Source organism: Emticicia sp. SJ17W-69, assembly GCF_051209875.1.
In the GTDB taxonomy this organism is placed as follows: domain Bacteria; phylum Bacteroidota; class Bacteroidia; order Cytophagales; family Spirosomataceae; genus Emticicia.
Window position 1 is genome coordinate 816,942 of sequence record NZ_JBNTQY010000001.1, and the last position, 21,639, is coordinate 838,580.

Annotated in this window: 12 protein-coding genes and 1 pseudogene; 9 read left to right on the forward strand and 4 right to left on the reverse strand. The window is 34.2% G+C overall.

The window, feature by feature from the left end:
- Positions 1-215 precede the first annotated feature (215 nt).
- The 9 genes and pseudogenes from ACQUQZ_RS03625 (at position 216) to ACQUQZ_RS03665 (ending at position 14,815) form a co-directional block, all read left to right on the forward strand.
- Entirely contained in the window at positions 216-2,660 is a 2,445-nt protein-coding gene (locus ACQUQZ_RS03625; protein ID WP_435353385.1) for a T9SS type A sorting domain-containing protein, read from the forward strand.
- 109 nt (positions 2,661-2,769) lie between these two features.
- Positions 2,770-3,837: a 2Fe-2S iron-sulfur cluster-binding protein gene (locus tag ACQUQZ_RS03630; RefSeq protein WP_435353386.1), complete on the forward strand. Its 1,068-nt coding sequence runs from the start codon at positions 2,770-2,772 to the stop codon at positions 3,835-3,837.
- Between the two features lie 124 nt (positions 3,838-3,961).
- The gene (locus ACQUQZ_RS03635) at positions 3,962-6,916 is read left to right on the forward strand and encodes a glycoside hydrolase family 3 N-terminal domain-containing protein (protein WP_435353387.1); all 2,955 of its coding nucleotides are present in this window, start codon (positions 3,962-3,964) and stop codon (positions 6,914-6,916) included.
- Between the two features lie 163 nt (positions 6,917-7,079).
- Positions 7,080-8,047 (forward strand): annotated as a pseudogene (locus ACQUQZ_RS03640) (ThuA domain-containing protein).
- 212 nt (positions 8,048-8,259) lie between these two features.
- On the forward strand, positions 8,260-8,952 hold the full coding sequence (locus ACQUQZ_RS03645; protein ID WP_435353388.1) for a molybdopterin-dependent oxidoreductase: 693 nt from the start codon (positions 8,260-8,262) through the stop codon (positions 8,950-8,952).
- A 90-nt stretch (positions 8,953-9,042) separates the two neighbouring features.
- A complete protein-coding gene (locus ACQUQZ_RS03650; protein ID WP_435353389.1) occupies positions 9,043-10,977 on the forward strand; it encodes a P-loop NTPase fold protein in 1,935 nt (644 codons plus the stop codon).
- A 63-nt stretch (positions 10,978-11,040) separates the two neighbouring features.
- Positions 11,041-12,396, forward strand: coding sequence for a S41 family peptidase (locus ACQUQZ_RS03655; RefSeq protein WP_435353390.1), 1,356 nt, complete (start codon positions 11,041-11,043; stop codon positions 12,394-12,396).
- A 52-nt stretch (positions 12,397-12,448) separates the two neighbouring features.
- Positions 12,449-13,600 carry a helix-turn-helix domain-containing protein gene (locus tag ACQUQZ_RS03660; RefSeq protein ID WP_435353391.1) on the forward strand — a complete coding sequence of 384 codons (1,152 nt, stop codon included), beginning with the start codon at positions 12,449-12,451 and terminating at the stop codon, positions 13,598-13,600.
- Between the two features lie 99 nt (positions 13,601-13,699).
- The gene (locus ACQUQZ_RS03665; RefSeq protein WP_435353392.1) at positions 13,700-14,815 is read left to right on the forward strand and encodes an acyltransferase family protein; all 1,116 of its coding nucleotides are present in this window, start codon (positions 13,700-13,702) and stop codon (positions 14,813-14,815) included.
- A 111-nt stretch (positions 14,816-14,926) separates the two neighbouring features.
- Here the strand turns inward: ACQUQZ_RS03665 and ACQUQZ_RS03670 are convergent, their stop codons facing one another.
- The 4 genes from ACQUQZ_RS03670 to ACQUQZ_RS03685 form a co-directional block, all read right to left on the reverse strand.
- Positions 14,927-18,538 carry a PAS domain S-box protein gene (locus ACQUQZ_RS03670; RefSeq protein ID WP_435353393.1) on the reverse strand — a complete coding sequence of 1,204 codons (3,612 nt, stop codon included), beginning with the start codon at positions 18,536-18,538 and terminating at the stop codon, positions 14,927-14,929.
- A 352-nt stretch (positions 18,539-18,890) separates the two neighbouring features.
- Positions 18,891-19,505, reverse strand: coding sequence for an acyltransferase (locus ACQUQZ_RS03675; protein ID WP_435353394.1), 615 nt, complete (start codon positions 19,503-19,505; stop codon positions 18,891-18,893).
- A gap of 9 nt (positions 19,506-19,514) precedes the next feature.
- On the reverse strand, positions 19,515-20,360 hold the full coding sequence (locus tag ACQUQZ_RS03680; RefSeq protein ID WP_435353395.1) for a glycosyltransferase family 2 protein: 846 nt from the start codon (positions 20,358-20,360) through the stop codon (positions 19,515-19,517).
- 50 nt (positions 20,361-20,410) lie between these two features.
- On the reverse strand, positions 20,411-21,619 hold the full coding sequence (locus ACQUQZ_RS03685; RefSeq protein ID WP_435353396.1) for a glycosyltransferase family 2 protein: 1,209 nt from the start codon (positions 21,617-21,619) through the stop codon (positions 20,411-20,413).
- Positions 21,620-21,639: the final 20 nt, after the last annotated feature.

The window sequence follows — 21,639 nt, forward strand, 5'->3', positions numbered from 1 at the left end:
TTACAATAAGTTTGCAAAGTTTTCAAGGTGCTTTAGCAATGAGCTGTTAGATTTTAGCTTTAAATTTAAATTTGTTTTATTTTATTGCTTTTTTTTACTTTTTAGTGAATAAGTAATAAGATATATGAAAGCTATTTATTTATACTTCTAAATAGCTAATCCCTAAAGCTTTGCAATTAAAAATTACCTTATCAAACTACTACCCAATTATAACGATGAAAAAATATAATTTGCTGTTGATATTACTTTCGCTTTTCCAAGTGGCTAATGCCCAATGGAAGACGAATGATACAAGCCCAGTTTTGGTGAGTGCTGCTCCGAATTTTCAGTATGCGGTGCTTTATTCGATTGATGAGGATGGAAATAGTTTTTATGTTTGGGCAGATTATCGTAATGAAAATATTGAACTATACGCCCAAAAATTAGACAATAAGGGAATACCCCAATGGACAAAAGATGGACTAAGAATTGGAAAAATTTTAGATAAAAACATGTTTATCTATACACCAAAACTTATTAAACCCGATGGTAAAGGTGGAGCATATATTGCTTGGCATCGCTTGATAGATGTCAATAAAGTAGAAAGAAGAAATCTTTATGCTCAGTATGTTTCGAGTGATGGGAAAGCTCAATGGGCGGAAGATGGTATAAAAGTAACAGAGCAAGAATTGACAAGTTACGACCCAAATGATGGTGTAATAGAATTGAATGATCTTAAAAACGACAGATTATTGTTTACTTTCAATAATTATAATAGTTCTTCTACTGCAAATATTGTTTATACAAAAAAACTAAATTATGCAGGCACTACTGTAGAAGCTGAAACTAAATTAGTGGAAGGGAAAGGTTTAGAAACCAAAGTTTTATATGATGAAAAAAATAGCAGATTTGTCGCTTTAATAAAAGATGCAACCGCTGATTATTTGTTTCAAACTTTTAATGGATCTAATAAACCTTTGATTTCAGCAGTGGCTGTTTATTCAAATCCATTTCCTGGAAATTCCAGAATAGACTTATTTAAGATTGATACCGATGGTAATGCTGTTATAGGAAGAACGCTTTCAGGAGATAACAAGAAAATTGTGGTGGCTCATAAAATAAGCAAAGATGGTAAATCTATTTGGGGTACTAACGGAACAAATTTAGGCTCAAGTACTACTTATGATGTACAGGTTGTTCCAACAAGTGATGGAGGTGGAATCGCAACATGGATTGAAACTGGAGATAGGTCAAGGCCTTTTCAAGTAGCTAAATTGAAAGCAAATGGCGATATTTTGTGGAAAAACGATGTTTTTACGCCAAAATCAGATAAATCTTATTTTTTACCTAATAAATTGATTGCTGATGGCAAAGATGGGGTTTATACATTATGGCTAAAACCTAAAGATATTGGCTATGATTTGACTGTTCAACGCATTGATGCTAACGGCACATTGAAATATGGCGAAGATGGCCTTGCTTTCAAAAATTTTACCTTTTTTAGCGATTACCGACTTATTCCTTACCCCAAAGGTGGTGTGATTGTTTTATATGGTGCCAATAAGGAGTTAGAAGATGGGCGTGGTGGCTCGGTGGATTTATACACAAATTATATCACAGAAGCAGGAAAATTGGGTTTTGAAGCATTACCCGTAATCAATGTTACACCCAATACAGTTAATACATATTGTGCTGGACAATCGTTTACGGTTTCTCTGACAACGGCAGGCAGCAGTTTTAATCTTGATAATACTTTTAAGGTACTATTATCTGACAAAAATGGAAGTTTTGATAAAGCTATCGAGGTAGGAAAGGATGTTAGAAAAACGATTCTTGTGAAAACTACCCAAAATTTGGAGAAAGGAAGTTATAAAATCAAAATAGTTTCTACTTCGCCAGTAGTGGAAAGCGTAAATACGATAGATATTAAGATTAATGAAGTTGAAGCTCCAACGATTACTTCTGATAAACTATTGGTTTGTGCTGGTGGAACAGATAAGATTACATTTTCTTCAACAAGTTGTCAAGAAGGTACTTTAAAGTGGTCGAATGCTCTAACAGGCTCGTCGATAACTTCGGTCATCAGTGACAATACTACTTATACTGCCGTTTGTAGTATTGTAGGTTGTAAAGAAAGTACTGCCTCAAATCCAATTGCTATTCAAGCTAACAAAATACAAGCTACTGCAACGAATAGTGGACCGTATTTTGAGGGTGAAGTAATGAAGCTAAGTAGTTCGGGTGGAACAAAATATGAGTGGAGTGGCCCCAATAGCTTTTCTTCCACCGTGCAAAACCCGACAGTTTTGAATATTCCTATTAGTGCATCAGGAACATATTCGGTGAAAGTTACAGATGATATTAATTGTTCTGCAACTGCTCAAACAGTGGTATTGGTAAATCTGATTTTAGCTAATGAAGCACCAAGTGAATCAAGTATAAAAGTTTATCCAAATCCTGTAAGCCAGCAAGTGCTTGTTTCATTTGAAGCAGAAGCCAACAAAGATGTGAGTATATTATTAATTGATACGCAAGGGAGAATATTTGAGGAACGAAAAATAAAATCTCAGGGTGGTTTTCAACAAGAAAAAATTGATGTCCAGCATTTTAATAGTGGACAATATTTAATAAAAGTAAACACTTCTACCCAAGAAAGTGTTAAGAAGTTAGTGATTTTTTAGTCGATAGTTCCATGTATAACTGACAGCAGTTTTTTGCTAATTAACCAGTATAAAATCTGCGAACGGTGGTCTATCGACTGTGGACTGTAAAAACAACAATAATTCAAAAATGTCTTTAAAAACGTATTTTCTTCAAGTAAAAGAAGTTACAAATGAAACTTCTGACAGCGTAACGATTTATTTTTGGCATCCATTAAGTGAACAAATAAAATACAAGGCTGGACAATTTATCACGGTTATTGTACCAGCGGGCGAAGGTGGAAAGAAAATCCGCCGAAGTTATTCAATGTCCACTTCTCCACATAGTGATACTTCTATTGGAATTACCATTAAAAGAGTATCTGGTGGTTTGGTTTCTAATTATCTGAATGACAATGTAAAAGTTGGAGACTTTTTAGAAGTATTAGAGCCAATGGGCAATTTCCATGTTGAACCTGATGCTGATAAATCTCGCCATGCTGTACTTTTTGCTGCTGGAAGTGGTGTTACGCCGATGATGTCTATTGCTAAATCTATTTTGAAAATGGAAGCAAATTCTCGTGTAACGCTCATTTATGGTAATCGCAGTGAAGATAGCATTATTTTCAAACAAAAAATTGAAGAATTGGAAGCACAATATGGCAAACGATTCACGATTCACCATTTATTGAGCCGTCCTTCTGATTTATGGGTGGGACATAAAGGGCGTATCAGCCAAGGAATTGCTATTCGTTTGATGAAAGAAGCAGATACGGATTTTGCCAATGATGAGTTCTATTTGTGTGGCCCAATTGGTATGATGGAAGATGTGATTGCTGGCTTGGGTATTTATAATGTCTCTAAAGACCGAATTCATAAAGAAAACTTTCATACAGCCATAGCCGCTACTGAGGAAGACTCTGTTGATGAAGAAGATTCTTTAAAAACTCAAACAATAAAAGTAAAATATGAAGGCTCAGAATATGAATTTGAGGTAAAACCTCATCAAACTATTTTGGAAGCGGCTTTAGATTTGGATATTGATTTACCTTATTCTTGCCAAGCAGGCATGTGTACGGCTTGTATGGGTAAATGTATCGAAGGAAAAGTAAAAATGGACGAAGAAGATGGTTTGACAGAAAAAGAAATAAAACAAGGTTTTATCCTTACTTGTGTGGCTCATCCACTGACAAAAGATGTGGTGATTGAAATTGATTAAAAATAAAACCTTTTATTTTAAGCCATAGATTATTTACTTTTGTAATAATCTATGGCTTTTTTGTTCGTTATTACCCAATATACTAAAATACCAAATCGTGCTTTACCAGAATAAAAAAATACTTTTGCTTGCGTTCTTTTGTGGCTTTTTTGCTTTTCTCACTTCATTTACATCAACAAATACCCCCAATCTTTATTGGAATAAGACTAGTGGACTAAAGATACCAGATTACCTGACTCAACAAGAAAAGTGGGCTGATAGTTTATTAGCAACAATGACACTCGATGAGAAAGTTGGACAATTGTTTATGATTGCGACTTTTTCTAATCGTACTGAAAATTACTATCAACAAGTTGAAAATAATATTGCTACTTATCACCTCGGGGGACTGATTTTCTTTCAAGGAGGGCCTTATAGACAGGCGAAATTGACTAACCGTTATCAGCAACTTTCTCGTATTCCGATGATGATTGGCATTGATGCTGAATGGGGTTTAGGCATGCGTCTTGATAGTGCAATTGAATTTCCTAAACAAATTACACTTGGAGCTATTCAAGACAATAGTTATGTCGAAAAATTTGGAGAAGAAGTTGGGCGGCAATGCAAGCGTTTAGGCATTCATATCAATTTTGCCCCTTCGGTTGACGTCAATACAAATCCTAAAAATCCGATTATTAATTACCGTTCATTTGGAGAATCACAATATAATGTTGCCGAAAAAGGAGCAATGTATATCAAAGGAATGAAAAAGTACAATGTGATGGGTAGTGCCAAACACTTCCCAGGGCATGGAGATACTGACCAAGATTCTCATCGAACTTTGCCTTGGGTTGGTCATTCGATTGATAGATTGAATGAAGTTGAATTATACCCGTTTCGCCGATTGATTGCTGATAGCGTAGCAAGCTTGATGACTGCCCATTTATTTGTGCCAGCACTTGAACCAAGAACCAACACGCCAACCTCTATTTCTCGCAAAATTGTCACCGAAATCATTAAAGAAAAAATGGGTTTTCAGGGTTTGGCAGTTACCGATGCTTTGAATATGCGGGGAATTACAGCAGGACTTCAACCTGGAGAACCTGATTTTTTAGCTTTTTTAGCAGGAAATGATATTTTACTGCAAACAGGTAATCTTCCTGCGGCATTTAATAAAATAAAAACTGCCGTAGAAACTGGACAAATTCAGATCTCAGATTTAGATGCACGTGTAAAAAAAATCTTAAAGGCAAAATTTTGGGTAGGTCTAAATAATTATAAACCCATTGAATTGTCCAATTTGGGTAGCGATTTGAATAGCAAAAAAGCCTATGATTTAAAAGCCGAATTATTTGAACAAGCCGTTACGATTGTCAGAAACCAAGATAATTTACTGCCTTTTATTCATCTTGATACCACGAGTTTTGCATCAGTAGCCATTAGTGCCGATTATAACAATGAGTTTCAGAAAATGTTGAGTCAATATGCCAATTTTAGGCATTTTGCAATACCTTTCAAACCTGCTTCCGACAAAGACATTGCATGGGTTTTAGAGGAAGCTGCCAAATACAAAGTAGTGGTAGTGAGTGTGCATGATATGAATAGCAGAGGAGATAGAAATTATGGGGTTTCACCTGCGACAGTGGCTTTTATTAATCAGTTGCGTCAAAAAACGAAGGTTGTTGTAGTTGGTTTTGGAAATCCTTACGGCATGAAATTATATGATGGTGTGCCCAATTTGGTTTGTGGTTATGAAGATGAAGCTGCCTCGCAACGAATTGTGCCACAGATACTTTTTGGAGCATTACCAGCAAAGGGGAAATTACCAGTTTCGGTAACTTATGAGCAAAAAGTCGGAACAGGAATTCAGACCGAACGCTTGGGTAGGGTCTCATTTGGTTCTGCCGAAAGTGTTGGTATGAATGCCCAAAAACTCGCAGAAATTGAGCAGATTGTGCAGCAAGGAATCAATAATCGAGCTTTTCCTGGCTGTCAGATTTTGATAGCAAGAAAGGGCAAAGTAGTTTATAATAAAAATTTTGGCACACTTCGTTATGATTATTATGAGCCTGTCAATGACCAAACACTCTACGACATTGCTTCCATGACCAAAGTAACTGCAACTTTACAAGCCATGATGATGCTCAATGAGCGTGGAGCGGTAGATTTGAATGAAAAAGCATCAACTTATTTGCCCGAAATGCGTGGGACAAATAAAGAAAACATGTTGGTGTCTGATATTCTGATGCACCAAGCAGGCTTGGTTGCTTTTATCCCTTTTTGGGAAAAAACTAAGTCGGCAGGAAGTTTTAAAAATGATTATTATCGCTTTGCTAAAGATAGCACAAACTTGCAAGTGGCTGATAATCTGTATATTACGCCAGCAATCAAAGATTCGGTTTGGAAATGGGTGATGCAATCAAAGTTAATCAATGTTTATGATAAATTAGGTGGTTTTCGATTTACATACAGCGATTTAGGCTTATTGATTTTACAAAAAATTGTGGAAAGAGTGACCAATCAGCCTTTAGATGAATTTGTAGAGCAGAATGTTTATGAGCCTTTAGGAATGAGTTCGACACTCTATAATCCCAATACAAAGTTTGCAAAAATTAATATTGCTCCGACCGAAAACGATGCCATTTTTCGAGGTTCCCAAATTCAAGGAACGGTGCATGATCCCAATGCTGCACTTTTAGGTGGAGTCGCTGGTCATGCAGGACTTTTTAGTAATGTCAGTGATTTAGTAAAACTTTTTCAGATGAATTTACAAAAAGGCTATTATGGAGGCAGACAGATTTTATTTGCAGGAACAGTACCTCTTTTTTCTAAAAATTATACACAAAAAAGCCATCGTGGACTTGGCTGGGACAAGCCCGAAGAGGGCGATGATAAGCCTATTGTCGCTATTAATGCTTCAATGAATACCTTTGGTCATTCGGGTTTTACAGGCACCGTTGTGTGGGTTGACCCTGACCGAGATTTAATTTTTATTTTTCTCTCCAATCGAGTTTATCAAAGTTCTGCCAATAATAAAATCAATACCTTGAAAATTCGCAAACGTATTCATGAAGTAATCAATGCGGCAATTGTTCAATAGGATTTAGACTATAGCAAAGTAAATAATTTGCCAATTTGGAAATTTGTCAATTTGGAAATTAATGACATATTCTAATAAAATTCCTACATCTTCAAATTTTCAAATCTTCAAATTTTCAAATTCCCCATGTTTATCATAACTTGCTTAAAATAAACTCAATTCTATGAAAAACATCATCTTTTTGCTTAGCCTTACTCTTCTTTTTACTATGTCAAGTGTTTTTTCTCAAAAAAAGAAATCTGTTATAAAAACGCTCATCGTTGACGGGCAAAATAACCATGTGCAATGGCCAAAAATAACCTTCATGATGAAACAATACTTGGAAGAAACAGGTAGGTTTAAAGTGGATGTCGAACGAACCAAATATACATGGAAGGAGATGAATTTATTAAAGCATTTCCTATTGCTGGCGTAGGCGAAACAGAGGCATTAAAAAAGCCACAGGCAGACCCTAATTTCAAGCCAAATTTTTCAAAATATGATTTAGTGATTTGTAATTTTGGTTGGAATGCAGCCCCTTGGCCAGAAGAAACACAAAAAGCTTTTGAAAAATATATGCAAAAAGGTGGAGGGTTAGTAGTGATTCATGCTGCTGATAATTCTTTCCCCAAATGGCCAGATTACAATAAAATGATAGGTCTAGGAGGTTGGGGAGACCGTACAGAAAAAGATGGCCCTTATGTTTATTATAATAATGAGGGGCAATTAATCAAAGATACTGCCGCAGGTAGGGGAGGCTCACATGGCCCTCAGCATGAATTTACCATCGAAATAAGAGATACAGAGCATCCAATTACCAAAGGAATGCCTACAAAATGGCTACACACAAAAGACGAATTGTATGATCGACTCAGAGGCCCTGCCGAAAACATGAAGGTTTTAGCCACGACTTTTTCTTCAAAAGAGATGAAAGGTACCGACCGTCATGAGCCAATGTTGATGACTATTAATTATGGAAAAGGTAGAATTTTTCATACACCGATGGGGCATGTTGATTATTCTATTGAATGTGTAGGTTTTATCACTTGTCTATTGCGAGGCTCCGAGTGGGCAGCAACGGGTAAAGTAACTTTTCCGATACCTTCAGATTTTCCAACTGCTGATAAAACAAGTAGCAGAGCCTTGAAATAATACCGGTAAATAGCTGATTGATAAATGATTCACAAAACTATTTTTATCATTATTTAGTTTTGTAAGTAAAAGAACTAATTTATTTTAAATTTGATAACTCATAAACGACTGATAATAAGTATTTTATATTAGTCATTCGTCATCGCACGGGCGACCCCGTCAAAATTCGTCATTTTACTTAGACATACCATCCAAAATTCACTCATCAAACAATGGAAGAACCAAGCAAATTAGACCGAATCATCGAAGCGAGGATGAAGTTGAAAACTCGTTTTGAGGAAAAAATGAAAAATACGCCTTCCATGGCAGATGATCGTCCGATGGGAACTGGGCCTATCAATAGACATGGAATGCCACAATTGCCCAAAGGACAAACCACAACTATAAAATGGCCAGTATTAGATTTAGGTTATCACCCTGATATTACGCCAGAGCGTTGGCGACTCACCATTAATGGAGAAGTTGACAATCCAGTGGTTTTGACTTGGGAAGATTTTATGGCTTTACCACAAGTGGAAGATGTTAGTGATTTTCATTGCGTAACTACTTGGTCGAAAATGGACATGGTTTGGAAAGGTGTTCGCTTAGTTGACTTGGCGGCTTTGGTGCAACCGAAAGAAACAGCAACCCATATCATGTGTTATGGGTATGACACTTATACAACCAATGTCTCACTCGAAGAAGCCTTAAAACCTGATGTTTTGATTGCTCACACCGTCTATAATGAACCTTTGGCAAAAGAACACGGCGGCCCAGCCCGCATGATTACACCCCAACTTTACGCATGGAAAGGCTCGAAATGGATAAAAAGAATAGAGTTTTTGCCTAAAAACAAATTAGGTTTTTGGGAAGAAAGAGGTTACTCAAATACCGCTTATCCTTGGCGAAATGATAGATATAGTTGAGAAGTTTTTATAGCTTTTGAGAAGAGTCGAATATTTTTATTCGGCTCTTTTTTTGTATGTTTACTTTAAATATAAAGGATAAAATATATTATGAAACATATAGATGAAGCGATTCTGAATTACATTGAACAGGCTAATACTGACTATGCTGTACTTTTAACAGGGAAATGGGGTTCAGGAAAAACCTATTATTTGAACAATATTCTAAAAGAAAAAATTGAAGCAAAAAACTTCAAAATGATAGTTATTTCTCTCTATGGGGTTTCTACTATAAAGGAAGTATCAACAATGATTTTTGCTGAAAGAAGCCCTAAGTTAGCAGGTATTATAAAATATGGAGGTCCTATCGTAAAATCATTTTTCAAAAGTATTGATATAGCAGATTACTTAAAATTTGGTATTGATGAAATAGATGGAAACAAAGATACAAATGTCTCTATTAATCAAGAAAAAGTAGTTGATGAAACAAGTAGCTGGCTTGGTAGATTTACATCAAAAAAGCAAGAAAATGGAGATGTAAAAGAAGAGAATATAATTTTATGTTTTGATGATTTGGAAAGAAAAAATGATGTGTTAACAAATAAAGAGATAATAGGATATATTAATAATTTTGCTGAAAAAGGAACCAAAGTAATCGTTTTGGCGGATGAAGATAAGATTGAATCTAATGAAGAGTTTAAGAAATTAAAAGAAAAAACTTTTGGTTTAAGTCTTGAATTTGAGCAAAAACAAGAAGACACTATTAAAGAAATTATCAAACGAGGATTTGAAGAAGATAAAATATTTACCACATTTTTGGAAGATAAAATAGATTATATAGGAGATATATTCTTTAAACATAGTAAGAATTTACGTATTCTGAAATTTGGATTAAATTGTTTTCATCATATTTTTAGTAAGGTTGAGAAAGAAAAAAGAACTTTCAAATATGTTGATTTAGGTAAAACATGTGATGATTTATTAAAATTCGTATTAACAATCTCAATAGAATTTAGAGAAAATAGAATTTCTTTTGAAAATCGTAGAGGTATTGATATTAATGTTACTGAGACAGAACAAGAAATGAACACTTTTATAAGAAAATTGAAATTAGAAGGAGCTAAAAGTGAGACTCCTGAGACAAATCAAGACAATATTTATAAAAACACTTTCTTAGAAAAATACTATTTCAATACTCAGTACACTTATTTTTTAAGTGCTTATAATTATCTTACAAGTGGCTATTTAAATGAAGAAGAACTAATATCTGAATTAAAAGATATTGATAGAAAAGCGATAAAACCAGCTTATCAGATTTATAATAAGCTTTTTTCAAATGGATTTCATGGTCTTCTTCAATATAATGATAGTGAATTAAAGCAATACTTTCAAGACATAATAAATTACGCTAAAAATGGAGACTACGAAGAACTAAATGATTATTCCACTATTTACTTTTACATTCAGAATTATTCAGAATATGGGTTTGATTTGGATGATTTGGAAAGGAACTTTTTAGAAGTTATCAAAAACAAAGTCTTGATTAATGCTGATAGTGAAACCTTAAAAAGTTTTCGAGTTACTCAAAAGTATACAGAAGAAATTGATAACCAGAAATCATCTCACGATTTTGGAGATAAAGTTTCAGAACTAATTGATGAAGAACTTCTGAATAGGGAGGCCTTTACAACTAAGAATATTGATGAAGAAAATTTAGATACTATCATTGCATACTTAGAAAAAGATGTAAATAACTCAAGCCTTAGCAGAGCAAATGTTGAAATCTTATTCAATAAACTATCTAAGGCTGAAAACAAAGATTTACAAAAATTTCACAGCATTTTAATTAAAAGATGGGAGAGTGAAAAATTCTACTATATAAAAAATGAGAAGCAGTTTATAATAAGCCTTGAAATATTATTATCTGAACGAGAAGAAATAGTTTCTGAAAAAAATAAAAATATAACTTTTAAAAGGATAAAATCAGTACTTAAAGAGACCCTAAAAACAATACAGGAATTCGAAAAACTCATCAGCCATAAATAGAAACTAAGCAAATAATAACTCTATTTTGTTCGTTTATAAAACAACGAAATTCAATCCTAAATTATGCCCAAAATTTCCTTCATTTGTTTCCTACTTATCTGCGTAAAAGGTTTTGGACAAACTTTTAGTTCGACTGAAATTCATGCAGATTTGGCTTTTTTGAAGGAACGCATTGAGGAAGTTCATCCAAATCCCTATAAATTTATTGAACAAAGTCGCTTTCAAGAAATTTATGATTCACTTTATCGGGTTGAAAAACCACTCACTGTCAAACAAACATTTACTTATTTCTTGAATCTCACGCGTGCCATTCAGTGTGGTCATACTTCTATTTTGGTTGACGAACGATTGATTCGACCCAATAACGTAAATCCTAAGTTTTTACCAATGGATGTTGTCATTTTTGGCGATAGGGTATATGTTTCAAGAAACTTATCCGAAAATAATTTATTAATCAAAGGCACAGAAATCCTTGAAGTCGAAGAGGTTCCTGTAGCAAAACTGCTAAAAAACCTATCGAAATATACTTTTCAGAATGGAGATGGAAAAAATGCAGATGTGGAATCGTATTACCTGCAACGCAATTTTAGAAGACTGCTTTACCTCTTTTTTGATGAACAAGATGAGCTAAATCTGAAAATTAAGCTCAACAAGGAAACAAAAAATATAAGTGTAAAAACACAACCGTTGGCTTATCTCAGAGAGATGGAGGCTGAACGAAATCCTATTCGGAATGTGGAGTTTTATAAAAATATCTATTTGAATGAAGTCGATGCCAAAACTGACATTCTTCGCATCAGAAGTTTTGATGGGAATGAGTTTGAAAATGGTAATTTTAAAACAGAAATTCAACATATTTTTGAAAAAATAGCTCAAAAACAAACAAAAAATCTCATTATTGATATTCGTAATAATGCTGGTGGTGGACTAGATTATGCCGATGAGGTGCTGAAATATTTACTCAATAAACCTTATCAAAAATACCAAATCAGTAGTAGCTCTGTTATTCGAGAAAAGAAAAAAGGTTATACGGTTAGTCGTTTTTATGAGCCAGCCAATCATTATATGTTTGGCGGAAATGTCTATGTTTTGGTGAATGAAGGCACTTTTTCAACGGCTGTTTATTTGGCTGCTCACCTCAAAAACCAACAAGTTGGTACTTTCATAGGCACCATTTGTGGTGGAGCGGCAGATGGTTCTTCGGCAGGAGATTTTACATCATTTACACTTCCAAATACAAAATTTACGGTAAACTTACCTCTTCTAAAAATAAATTATAATGCCATAAAAGAGCTTCAACTCGTACCCGACCATGAAATACATCAAAGTTTTACTGATTTTCTTCAGGGTGAAGATAGCGTACTGGATTTTGCTAAAGGATTAATAAAATCTTCAAACAACGGTTTAAGAAAAAATTAGACCTCAATTTTCCAAAAATATATCATAAATTTGGGACAAACTAAATTAAAAAATGCCCCAAACGCTACCAATTAAGATTGACATTTATGCTCTTTGGATTTTTCTGGGTATTATTCAAGCCTTATTTTTGGCGTACTTTTTTGTTGTAAACCAACAAGGAAATAAACTTGCCAATCGTTTTCTTGGCATACTACTACTTGCTTTTGCGGCGGCATTAACCGAGATTTTGCTGTGTTATACCAATTATATGTTTTGGGTGATTTGGCTCATTGATTTTGCCGAACCCACCAATTTTTTATTTGCTCCACTCATTTATTTATATCATAGAAGTTACCTGCAAAAAACCTTCAAAAAGCTTGATTTTCTGCATTTTCTGCCTTTTGTTTTTTATACTTTTTACAAAACTATTACTTTTTATGTAGCATCTTTCCCCGCTAAATATAATGCCTATATTGGCTCGTATCATCGGTCTGAATTGGTTCGATTACCTGAGACAGGCTATCTACCCAGCAGTGCTTATATTCTCAGTAATTATGTCAATGAGTTGATGTTATTGCAAATGTGTATTTATGTAGCTTTAGGTTTTTGGATGTTAAAAAAGGAAGCTGATCACGAGCAGATTTCGTTTTGGTCGAACAAAAATCCAGATTTGGCTTGGTGTAGAAAAGGTACTATTTATTCAGTCTTGGCAATCGTCGTTTTTGTTAGCTCTAAACTTCTTTTTGAAAATGATTTAGGCGACCATTTTATTGCAACATATCTTACGCTGATTATTTATGGAATTAGTTTTATTTTGATGAATAAATCAACGTTTTTTGACCAAAAACCGACAAAAAAATACGAAAAATCTTCGTTGACTGAAGAAATTCAAGAAAATACACTTGAAAAACTACAAATATTAATGAAAAATGAGAAGCCATTTTTAAGTTCTACTTTTTCATTGCCCATACTTGCCAAAAAGCTGGCTGTTTCTCAGCATCATCTATCACAAATTTTGAATGAATCGCTTGGTCAATCATTCTTTGATTTTACTGCCCAACTTCGGATTGAAGAAGCAAAATTACTTCTTAAAAATCAGACAAATGCCCACATAAAAATAGAGGAAGTTGCTGAAATGGTAGGCTATAATTCTAAATCAGCTTTCAATACTGCATTCAAAAAAATCACTGGAATGACGCCTTCAGAGTATAAATCTAAATCTTAGATGTTCGAGTTTATCAGAATGAACATCATTTTGATAGGAAAATACCTGAAATTGTACTTTCAAGCTTGATATTTGTCGAAAAAACAAAAACATAATCTTATGAAAAATCGACAATACTTCATTGATTGGATTAGAGTAATTGCCTTTGGCATTCTTATTTTTTATCACAGTGGAATGTTCTTTGTAAGCTGGGGCTGGCATGTCAAAAACAATACCATTGCCAATGGTTTTAAGATTTGGATGGAATTGGTTAATCCGTGGCGACTTTCGCTCTTATTTTTTATTTCGGGGGTAGGTGTAAGTTTTGCTCTAAAATCTCGTACAGGTTTGCAATTTATTGGCGAACGTACCAAAAGATTATTACTACCATTGGTTTTTGGTATGTTTGTTATTGTGCCTCCACAAATTTATTTTGAACGATTACAAGCCCATGATTTTTCGGGAAGCTATGCCGAATTTTATCCAAGTGTGTTTGAGTTTGTACCTTATCCCGAAGGTAGCTTTAGCTGGCATCACTTGTGGTTTGTGGCATATCTTTGGGTATTTTCGTTGATGGCAACGCCATTATTTTTATGGATTAAAAAAAGAGCCATTGAGTTCTTAAATCTTCAAGACCAATATAAGTCTTTCATAAAAATATTACTATTTACATTTCCACTGTCGATTACTTATTGGACGCTCTCACAACGTTGGGAAATAACACATAACCTGACCGCCGACTGGTATAATTTTACGCTTTCATTGCTATTTTTTATCTATGGTTATATTATTGCTAATCAGCAATTTAGCTGGGAAATAATTGAGAAATATCGCAAGGTTTTTCTGTCAATAGGGGTATTTTTGATAGCTTTTAGTAAGACTTATGATGCACTATTGGGAGCTATTCCAGAAGATGGCATTGGCATATTGATCTTTAATGGAATCTTGAAAATGTTATTTATTTGGTGTATTATTTTAGCTATTTGTGGCTTTGCCAAGCACTACCTCAATTTCGAGAACAGCTTTGTGGAATATGCCAATCTAGCGGTTTATCCATTTTATATTTTACACCAAACAATTACTGTTACAATTGGCTATTATATTGCTGATTGGGAAATGGCAGTCATTCCGAAATTCATTATTTTGGTTGTAGGAACATTTGGTTTTGCATGGCTGATTTACCACTTTTTAATAAAGCCATTTCGAGCAATGCGGTTGTTGTTTGGGGTGAAGTGAAATGATTGGAGGATGCTAAATATCAATTAATAACTTTAAAAACAGAAAGACTTGCTAAATTGGGCAGGTCTTTCTGTTTTACGTATAAAATTTGTTGAAAAATTTAAAGTCTCAGTTTTCTTTCAATAACTGAATAATTTCAATGAGCTCCTGTTTGAATGCCATAAACTCGGTAATTAATTCATCATTAATGATTGAAGCCATCGCATTTTTTTCAGTTCTCTCTAAAAAAGCAACCTCGTCATTTAAGCGAAACATATAAAGAGAAGATTTCATATCATGTGCTACATGTTTGGTGTTTGCATAATCTTTATCTTGAATTGCTTTTTCAAGCAAATCTAAATCTTTGGGTACTTTATTAATAAACAAGCTAATCATTTCTTTTCTCAACTCGTCGTTGTCATCTCCATCAGATAATTCATCTAAGTAGGAAAAATCAATAGTTCTTGACTTATTGCTTGGTAAGACTAATACTTCAGATTCAATAGGTATATTAACTTTTCTTTCGGCACGCTTTTCTATTACAGACTGTATTTTTGTCAATAATTCGTGTTGCTTAAAAGGCTTGGCTACATAAGCATTCATACCAATATCAAAACATTTCTGTTGCTCACCAATCAATGAATGAGCGGTCATGGCAATAATTGGTATATCTAATTTTAGTTCTTGACGAATGAAGATAGTAGTTTGATAACCGTCTTTTACGGGCATTTGAAGGTCCATTAAAATAAGGTCATATTTATTTTTCATTAGCAAATCAATACCTTCTTGTCCATTATTAGCAATAGTCAAGTCAAAACCAAATTTTTGAATAACATTTTGTGCCAATCGTTGATTTAAAATATTGTCCTCACAAAGTAAAATAGAAAGTTTTCCAAACGAATTTTTGTTTAAATTATTCTCTATGATCGTTTCGACAACTGAAGAATCGACTTTTTTTAATTCTAAAGAAAAAAAGAACTCAGACCCTCTACCAAATTTACTTTTTACCTGAATTTGACCATTTTGTAGTTCAACCAATTGTTTTACTATACTTAGTCCTAGTCCAGTACCACCAAATTTACGTGTCGTGCTTTCCTCTGCTTGTGTGAAGCGGTCAAAAATTGCCTGTAATTTATCTTCTGGAATACCGATTCCAGTATCTTTTACTGAAAATTTCAGTACTACACTGTCATCTGTTTCAGCAGTTTTTTTAACAGAGATAGTGACTTCGCCTTTTGAGGTAAATTTCACTGCATTTCCAGCAAGATTCATCATTATTTGGTTGATGCGACCTTTGTCTCCGATAACAAATTCAGGTATTTCAGCATCTAAAAATAAGCTAAAATCGAGGTTGTTTTTTGTTGCTTTTACTTTCAATAAATCATAAACATGCTTTAAGGTATTTTTTAGATTAAATGGATAGGCTTCAATAACTAATTGCCCTGATTCGATTTTTGATAAATCTAAAATGTCATTAATGATGAGTAGTAAATTGTCTCCAGCAATCTGAATATTGTTTACATAATCAAGTTGAGCAGTATCAAGATTACTTTGAGAAATGAGTTCTGTAAAACCTATGATGGCATTGAGTGGTGTCCGTATCTCATGACTCATATTAGCCAAGAAACTATCTTTCGCATAAACAGCTTGTTCGGCCAGGTTTTTTGCATTAATAAGTTCTCTTTCTGCTTGCTTTTTAATGGTATAATCTTCAGCCACACCTAAGTACCCTAAGATAGCACCATCTGCATTTTTGATACAAGTGACACTCAACCAAACTGGAATTCGTTTGCCAGATTTTGAGATATAGGTCCATTCATTAGCATCAACATTAGCTTCTCCTCTTGTTTTTATCACAAAAGTGTCAAAACCTGGATTTATCTTTCTACCTAACTCTAGCGATAGCACTTCTGAGCGTTTGAGGATTTCTTCTCGGTCATGAAAAAATTCTGGTGTTTTACCAAGTACTTCGTCGGCGTTATATTCAATTAAATTTAGCCCAGCTTTATTAACTCTTCTAATAATACCATTGACATCAGTAAACACTACTGCATGGCCTACACCATTAAAAATGGCATTTTGAGAGGCCATTAAGTTGGAAATACTTAAGTCTTTTCTCTTTTTTTCTGTTATATCAGACTCGATAGCGATAAAATTGATTAACTCATTTTTTTCATTAAAAACAGGGCTGATACTTATTTCAAGCCAATAGGTTCTTCCCGTTTTACTTCTGTTTTTAATTTCACCTTTAAAAGATGTTTGCTTATTTAAAGCCTCTCTTATTTGAGCAACTGTGTTTTTGTCGGTGTTTTCATATTGGAGGAATTGCCCAGGCTTTTTACCAATAATCTCTTCTAAAGTATAGCCAGTTAAGGTCACAAAAGGCTCATTGACCCATTCAATTCTTCTGTTTTTGTCTGTTATGACAATGATATTATCAGTGCCTTTAGCAACTAATGAAAGCCGTCTATTCTCTTCATTTATTTTTTTACTAATGGTGATATCTCTGGCAATAGCATATAGCAGGCCTTCTTCTCGGTTTGGAGAAGCATTCCAACTCAATAATTTATAATCACCATTTTTACATTTGAATCTTGTTTCGAAATTAATAGAAGTAAATCCTTGAGCTAATTTTTCAATCTCTTTTTTTGTTTTGTCAAGGTCTTCTTCATGGATAAAATTGTAGAATGGATTTGCTTTTAATTCTTCATCAGAAAAACCCAATTCTCTGGAAAAAGTAGGACTGAGTGTAATCAAATAGCCTTTGGTATTGGCAACACACAAATAATCTAAAGATAGATTGAAAAACTGCTCTATTTTATTCTCTTGTTGCTTTTGAAGCGTAACATCATGGATGATGACGACATATCTGTTGGGTTTTCCGTTTTCATCTAATGCTGGGACTATTGTAGTATCAACCCAATAAAAGCTGCCATCTTTCGCTTTATTTTTGATTTGATTTTTCCAAACCAGGCCTTGGGTTACTGTTGCCCATAATTCTGAGAAAAACGCTTTAGGATGATAGCCAGAACTTAAAATTTTATTGTCTTGACCTATCAACTCTTCTCTTGAGTATTTGGTAATTCTGCATGTGGCATCATTGACAAAATTGATAATACCTTTTTCGTCGGTAATAATGACGCTTGAAGTTTCATCTAAAGCTAATTTATAACTATTTAATTCTTGCGTAATTGTGTCTAAGGCTTTTTTAGCCAGTGAATCAATCTCATTTTTTAATTGATTGTTTTTGTTTTTTAATTCTAATTGCGTAATGATGCTTTTAGCCAGAGTAGAAAGTGCCTTTTTTTGTTCTTTATTTAATTTTTTAGGGACACGGTCTATGACACATAAAGTACCAATATTATAGCCATTAGGAGTTGATAGCGGAGCTCCAGCATAAAAACGAATATTGGGTTTACCAGTTACCAATGGGTTATCTTTAAACTTTTCATCTTCAAGAGCATTAGGGACTTCAAATACCTCATTGCTCATTATTGTATGTTGACAAAAAGAAATATCTCTGGATGTTTCAGCATCATCAAGATTAAGACGAGATTTAAACCATTGCCTTTTCTCATCAATCAGAGTGATTGTTGCAATTGGCGTTTGACAGATATATGAAGCTAATTTAGTGATATTATCAAATTCTTCTTCAGGAAAAGTATCTAATAGATTATAACTCAACAAGGCTTCAAGTCTTTCTTTTTCATTAATGGGAATAGGAATGTTATTTTTTATCATGATAAGAAATACTTTATACTGCCAAAATATTAGAATAGTTCAATTTTTACAAATGAACTTCAACCGCACAAATTTACTATGTTATCGTCTTAGATTGAAATATCCTAACTTTATTAATAGCTAATATTTTTGATTTAATAAAAACTACTGTGAATTGAACCTGAAATATATGTACATATCAATGTACAACAATTAATAATTCAAGTTTGTTGCCAAAGTCAATTTTTTAACAATAAATATGTTTTTCGGAATATAATTACATATTTCAAATACGTAGTTTCAATTGGTATGGTTTTGCAGTTTTTATTTTTGATGAATTGCTAATCCTCAAAGATAAAAACAAATACTTACCTTAAACCGAAACCCAAGATTTACTTTCAAAATTATATTTTTTGATTACTCTCGCAGGATTGCCCACTGCTACGCTAAAAGGTGGGATATCTTTGGTAACAACCGCCCCTCCTGCCACTACACTATGTTTCCCAATTTTTACACCTGCGGTAATTACAGCATTTGCTCCAATCCAGCAATCATCTTCTACCGTGATGGTAGCTACTGTTTCGCCTTGTAAATAAATGGGAACATCAATATTAGTATAATTGTGGTTTAAACCACTCATTACAATATTTTGAGCCAGAATAACATTATTTCCAATTGTTACAGGGCCGATTATAACATTACCAATGCCAATTCTTGAATTATTGCCAATATTTACTGCACCCACACCATTGTTAATGGTTGCAAAATCTTCAACGGTACTATAATCTCCAATATTAAAAGGCTGAAAAGGTAAAACATCTATGCGTGTACGTCGGCAAATGCTTGTTCCTTTGCCTTTTTTATGAAAAAAAGGATTCACAAACCATTGCACCCAAAGTCGTGGACGAGCTTGATGTTTGGGAATCAAGCACCAATGTACAAATTGTTTTAGCTTCGGATTCGACTTGATTGTAGATATGATAGACATAATGCTTGCTCAAAGATATTTTTTAATTCTTAACATTAAAGCACTTTTCAAACCACCATCTAATTGAATTCGGCGGTCGCTTGTCCAAACTCTTGCCTCGATTGAATCAATCGCTTTTATTTTTCCGCCCGATTGCATTAATCTCAAAGCCATCATGCCATCTTCTGTGGCATTTTCTTCAGAAACCCCCGCTGCTCCTCTAAAAGTACGTTGAGTCTCAATATCGTAGCCATTCACGTCTATTCCCTTTTGGCGAATAAATCCAGAATTAAAGCCTAAAGTATTTAAAAACGGTTGTGTTTTTTCTTTTCTCTTGATAATAAAACCGCTTAAAACTTCATAAAGACCATATTGCCAACGAGGGGTACTATCGCTTGGTAAAAACGAATAGCTACCATGTACACAATAAACTTGTGAATCATTTAGCATTCCCTCTACCATTGCTGTTATCCAGCCAGCAGGGTACAATGTATCGCTATCGCCTGTCAAGATATATTTGCCTTTTGCTTGATGCAAACCACAAGTTCGAGCGTGACCAACGCCTTGTTTGGTTTCTAAGAAAGTTTTTACACCTAAAGATTTTAATAAAGCGGCAGTGCCATCCGTAGAATTATTATCAATAATAAGTAATTCTACGTCATATTTTGTATTGGTATTTGCCAAAGAAATGAGCGTATGCAAAATACCTAATTCTTCGTTCCAAGCAGGAATAACCACACTCACCAAAGGATTTGTGGAAGATAACTTTGATAATTTTTGTTTCAAATCAGCTACCTCAGCATCAGTGAATTGTTTGATGTCGAGCGGTTTTTGAAGTATATTTTTTACCCATTTGGGCATGGAGAAATTAATCATAGTTTTTTTAGTGTTTAGGAAAGATTAGCTTTCAATCAAGCATGGATGGATTATGCTGCTCTTTTTACTTTTTCCCAGATACCAGAGGTGAGTCCATTTCTGTACCTAAAATAGCCTTTGATTGCACAATAGTTCATAAAAGAAAAGTAAAACGGCACAAACAATGCTTTTACCCTAATCTTCTGATTTTCAAGATAATAACCAATGATTGCCATGAGATAAAAAGCAACTTGAGCCAACATTATCCATTGATAAATAGGTTGACTAAGAAGCTCTGTCTCTGTGAAATACAAAGCAAGATTGAGCAAGAAAATCAGAGGTAAACAAAATGGTGCAACCGCCCAACGCATAGCTCGGTGAGAAACATATTGAAATGAAAGCAAACCATAACGAAAGATATTGCATAAGAAACTCAATCGAGCAATGGCTTGGAAGCCTCCTGCAGCAATTCTGACTTTTCGTTTCATTTCATCTTGAATTGAAAACGATGGACGTTCGCTGGCATAAGCATCTGGTTCGTAAATAACTCGATAGCCATCAGCCGCAATGCGAAGCGACACAATAAAATCATCAAGCAGTGTGTCCTTTTCAACCTGTCCAAACAAATCAGTTCTGACAGCAAAAAGCTCTCCTGCAGCTCCTACAACGGAATAAAGTTGTGTATCTAACTTTTTCAAAAATGACTCATATTTCCAATAAAGTCCTTCGCCTGCTCCAGCCGCCGCTTCACTTCCTTCGGTCTCGATGCGTTTTTCACCTGCAACAGCTCCAACTTTTGGGTCTTGGAAATGTCTTACAATATTTTTAACAACCAGTTGATTCAAATTTGTATTGGCATCTGTAAAAATCACAATAGGCGTAGTGATAGTTTTTATGGCCATATTCATCGCTTCAATTTTTCCTCTGCGGGTATCTCCATCAATCATTCGGAGATTAGGATAGCTTGATTTAAGTGATTGAATATATTCGGAAGTGCCATCATTTGAGCCTTCGGTTACAAACAAAACTTCCATTTGATCGGCAGGATAATCTAAACCAAAAGTGTTGTCAACTTTAGCCTGAATACAACTCATTTCGTTATAAGCAGGAATCACAAGTGTAACCTTTGGAAGAAAACTTGGATCGTTGTATTGCTTAAATGCTTTGCCGATTGTTTTCCTGATTTTTACTAAAACCCATGCCACGATACCATAGCCTACATAAGTGTAGGCTACTAAACCAATGCTGAACCAAAATAATATTTCAAGTAGGATAGCCATTAATAATAGGATTTTATAAA

Bases quoted from the DNA above. Each gene is read 5' to 3' on its own strand.
- ACQUQZ_RS03650 (WP_435353389.1), top strand. From the start codon at position 9,043: ATGAAACATATAGATGAAGCGATTCTGAATTACATTGAACAGGCTAAT.
- ACQUQZ_RS03665 (WP_435353392.1), top strand. From the start codon at position 13,700: ATGAAAAATCGACAATACTTCATTGATTGGATTAGAGTAATTGCCTTT.
- ACQUQZ_RS03630 (WP_435353386.1), top strand. From the start codon at position 2,770: ATGTCTTTAAAAACGTATTTTCTTCAAGTAAAAGAAGTTACAAATGAA.
- ACQUQZ_RS03675 (WP_435353394.1), bottom strand. From the start codon at position 19,505: ATGTCTATCATATCTACAATCAAGTCGAATCCGAAGCTAAAACAATTT.
- ACQUQZ_RS03680 (WP_435353395.1), bottom strand. From the start codon at position 20,360: ATGATTAATTTCTCCATGCCCAAATGGGTAAAAAATATACTTCAAAAA.
- ACQUQZ_RS03645 (WP_435353388.1), top strand. From the start codon at position 8,260: ATGGAAGAACCAAGCAAATTAGACCGAATCATCGAAGCGAGGATGAAG.
- ACQUQZ_RS03655 (WP_435353390.1), top strand. From the start codon at position 11,041: ATGCCCAAAATTTCCTTCATTTGTTTCCTACTTATCTGCGTAAAAGGT.
- ACQUQZ_RS03670 (WP_435353393.1), bottom strand. From the start codon at position 18,538: ATGATAAAAAATAACATTCCTATTCCCATTAATGAAAAAGAAAGACTT.
- ACQUQZ_RS03625 (WP_435353385.1), top strand. From the start codon at position 216: ATGAAAAAATATAATTTGCTGTTGATATTACTTTCGCTTTTCCAAGTG.
- ACQUQZ_RS03685 (WP_435353396.1), bottom strand. From the start codon at position 21,619: ATGGCTATCCTACTTGAAATATTATTTTGGTTCAGCATTGGTTTAGTA.
- ACQUQZ_RS03660 (WP_435353391.1), top strand. From the start codon at position 12,449: ATGCCCCAAACGCTACCAATTAAGATTGACATTTATGCTCTTTGGATT.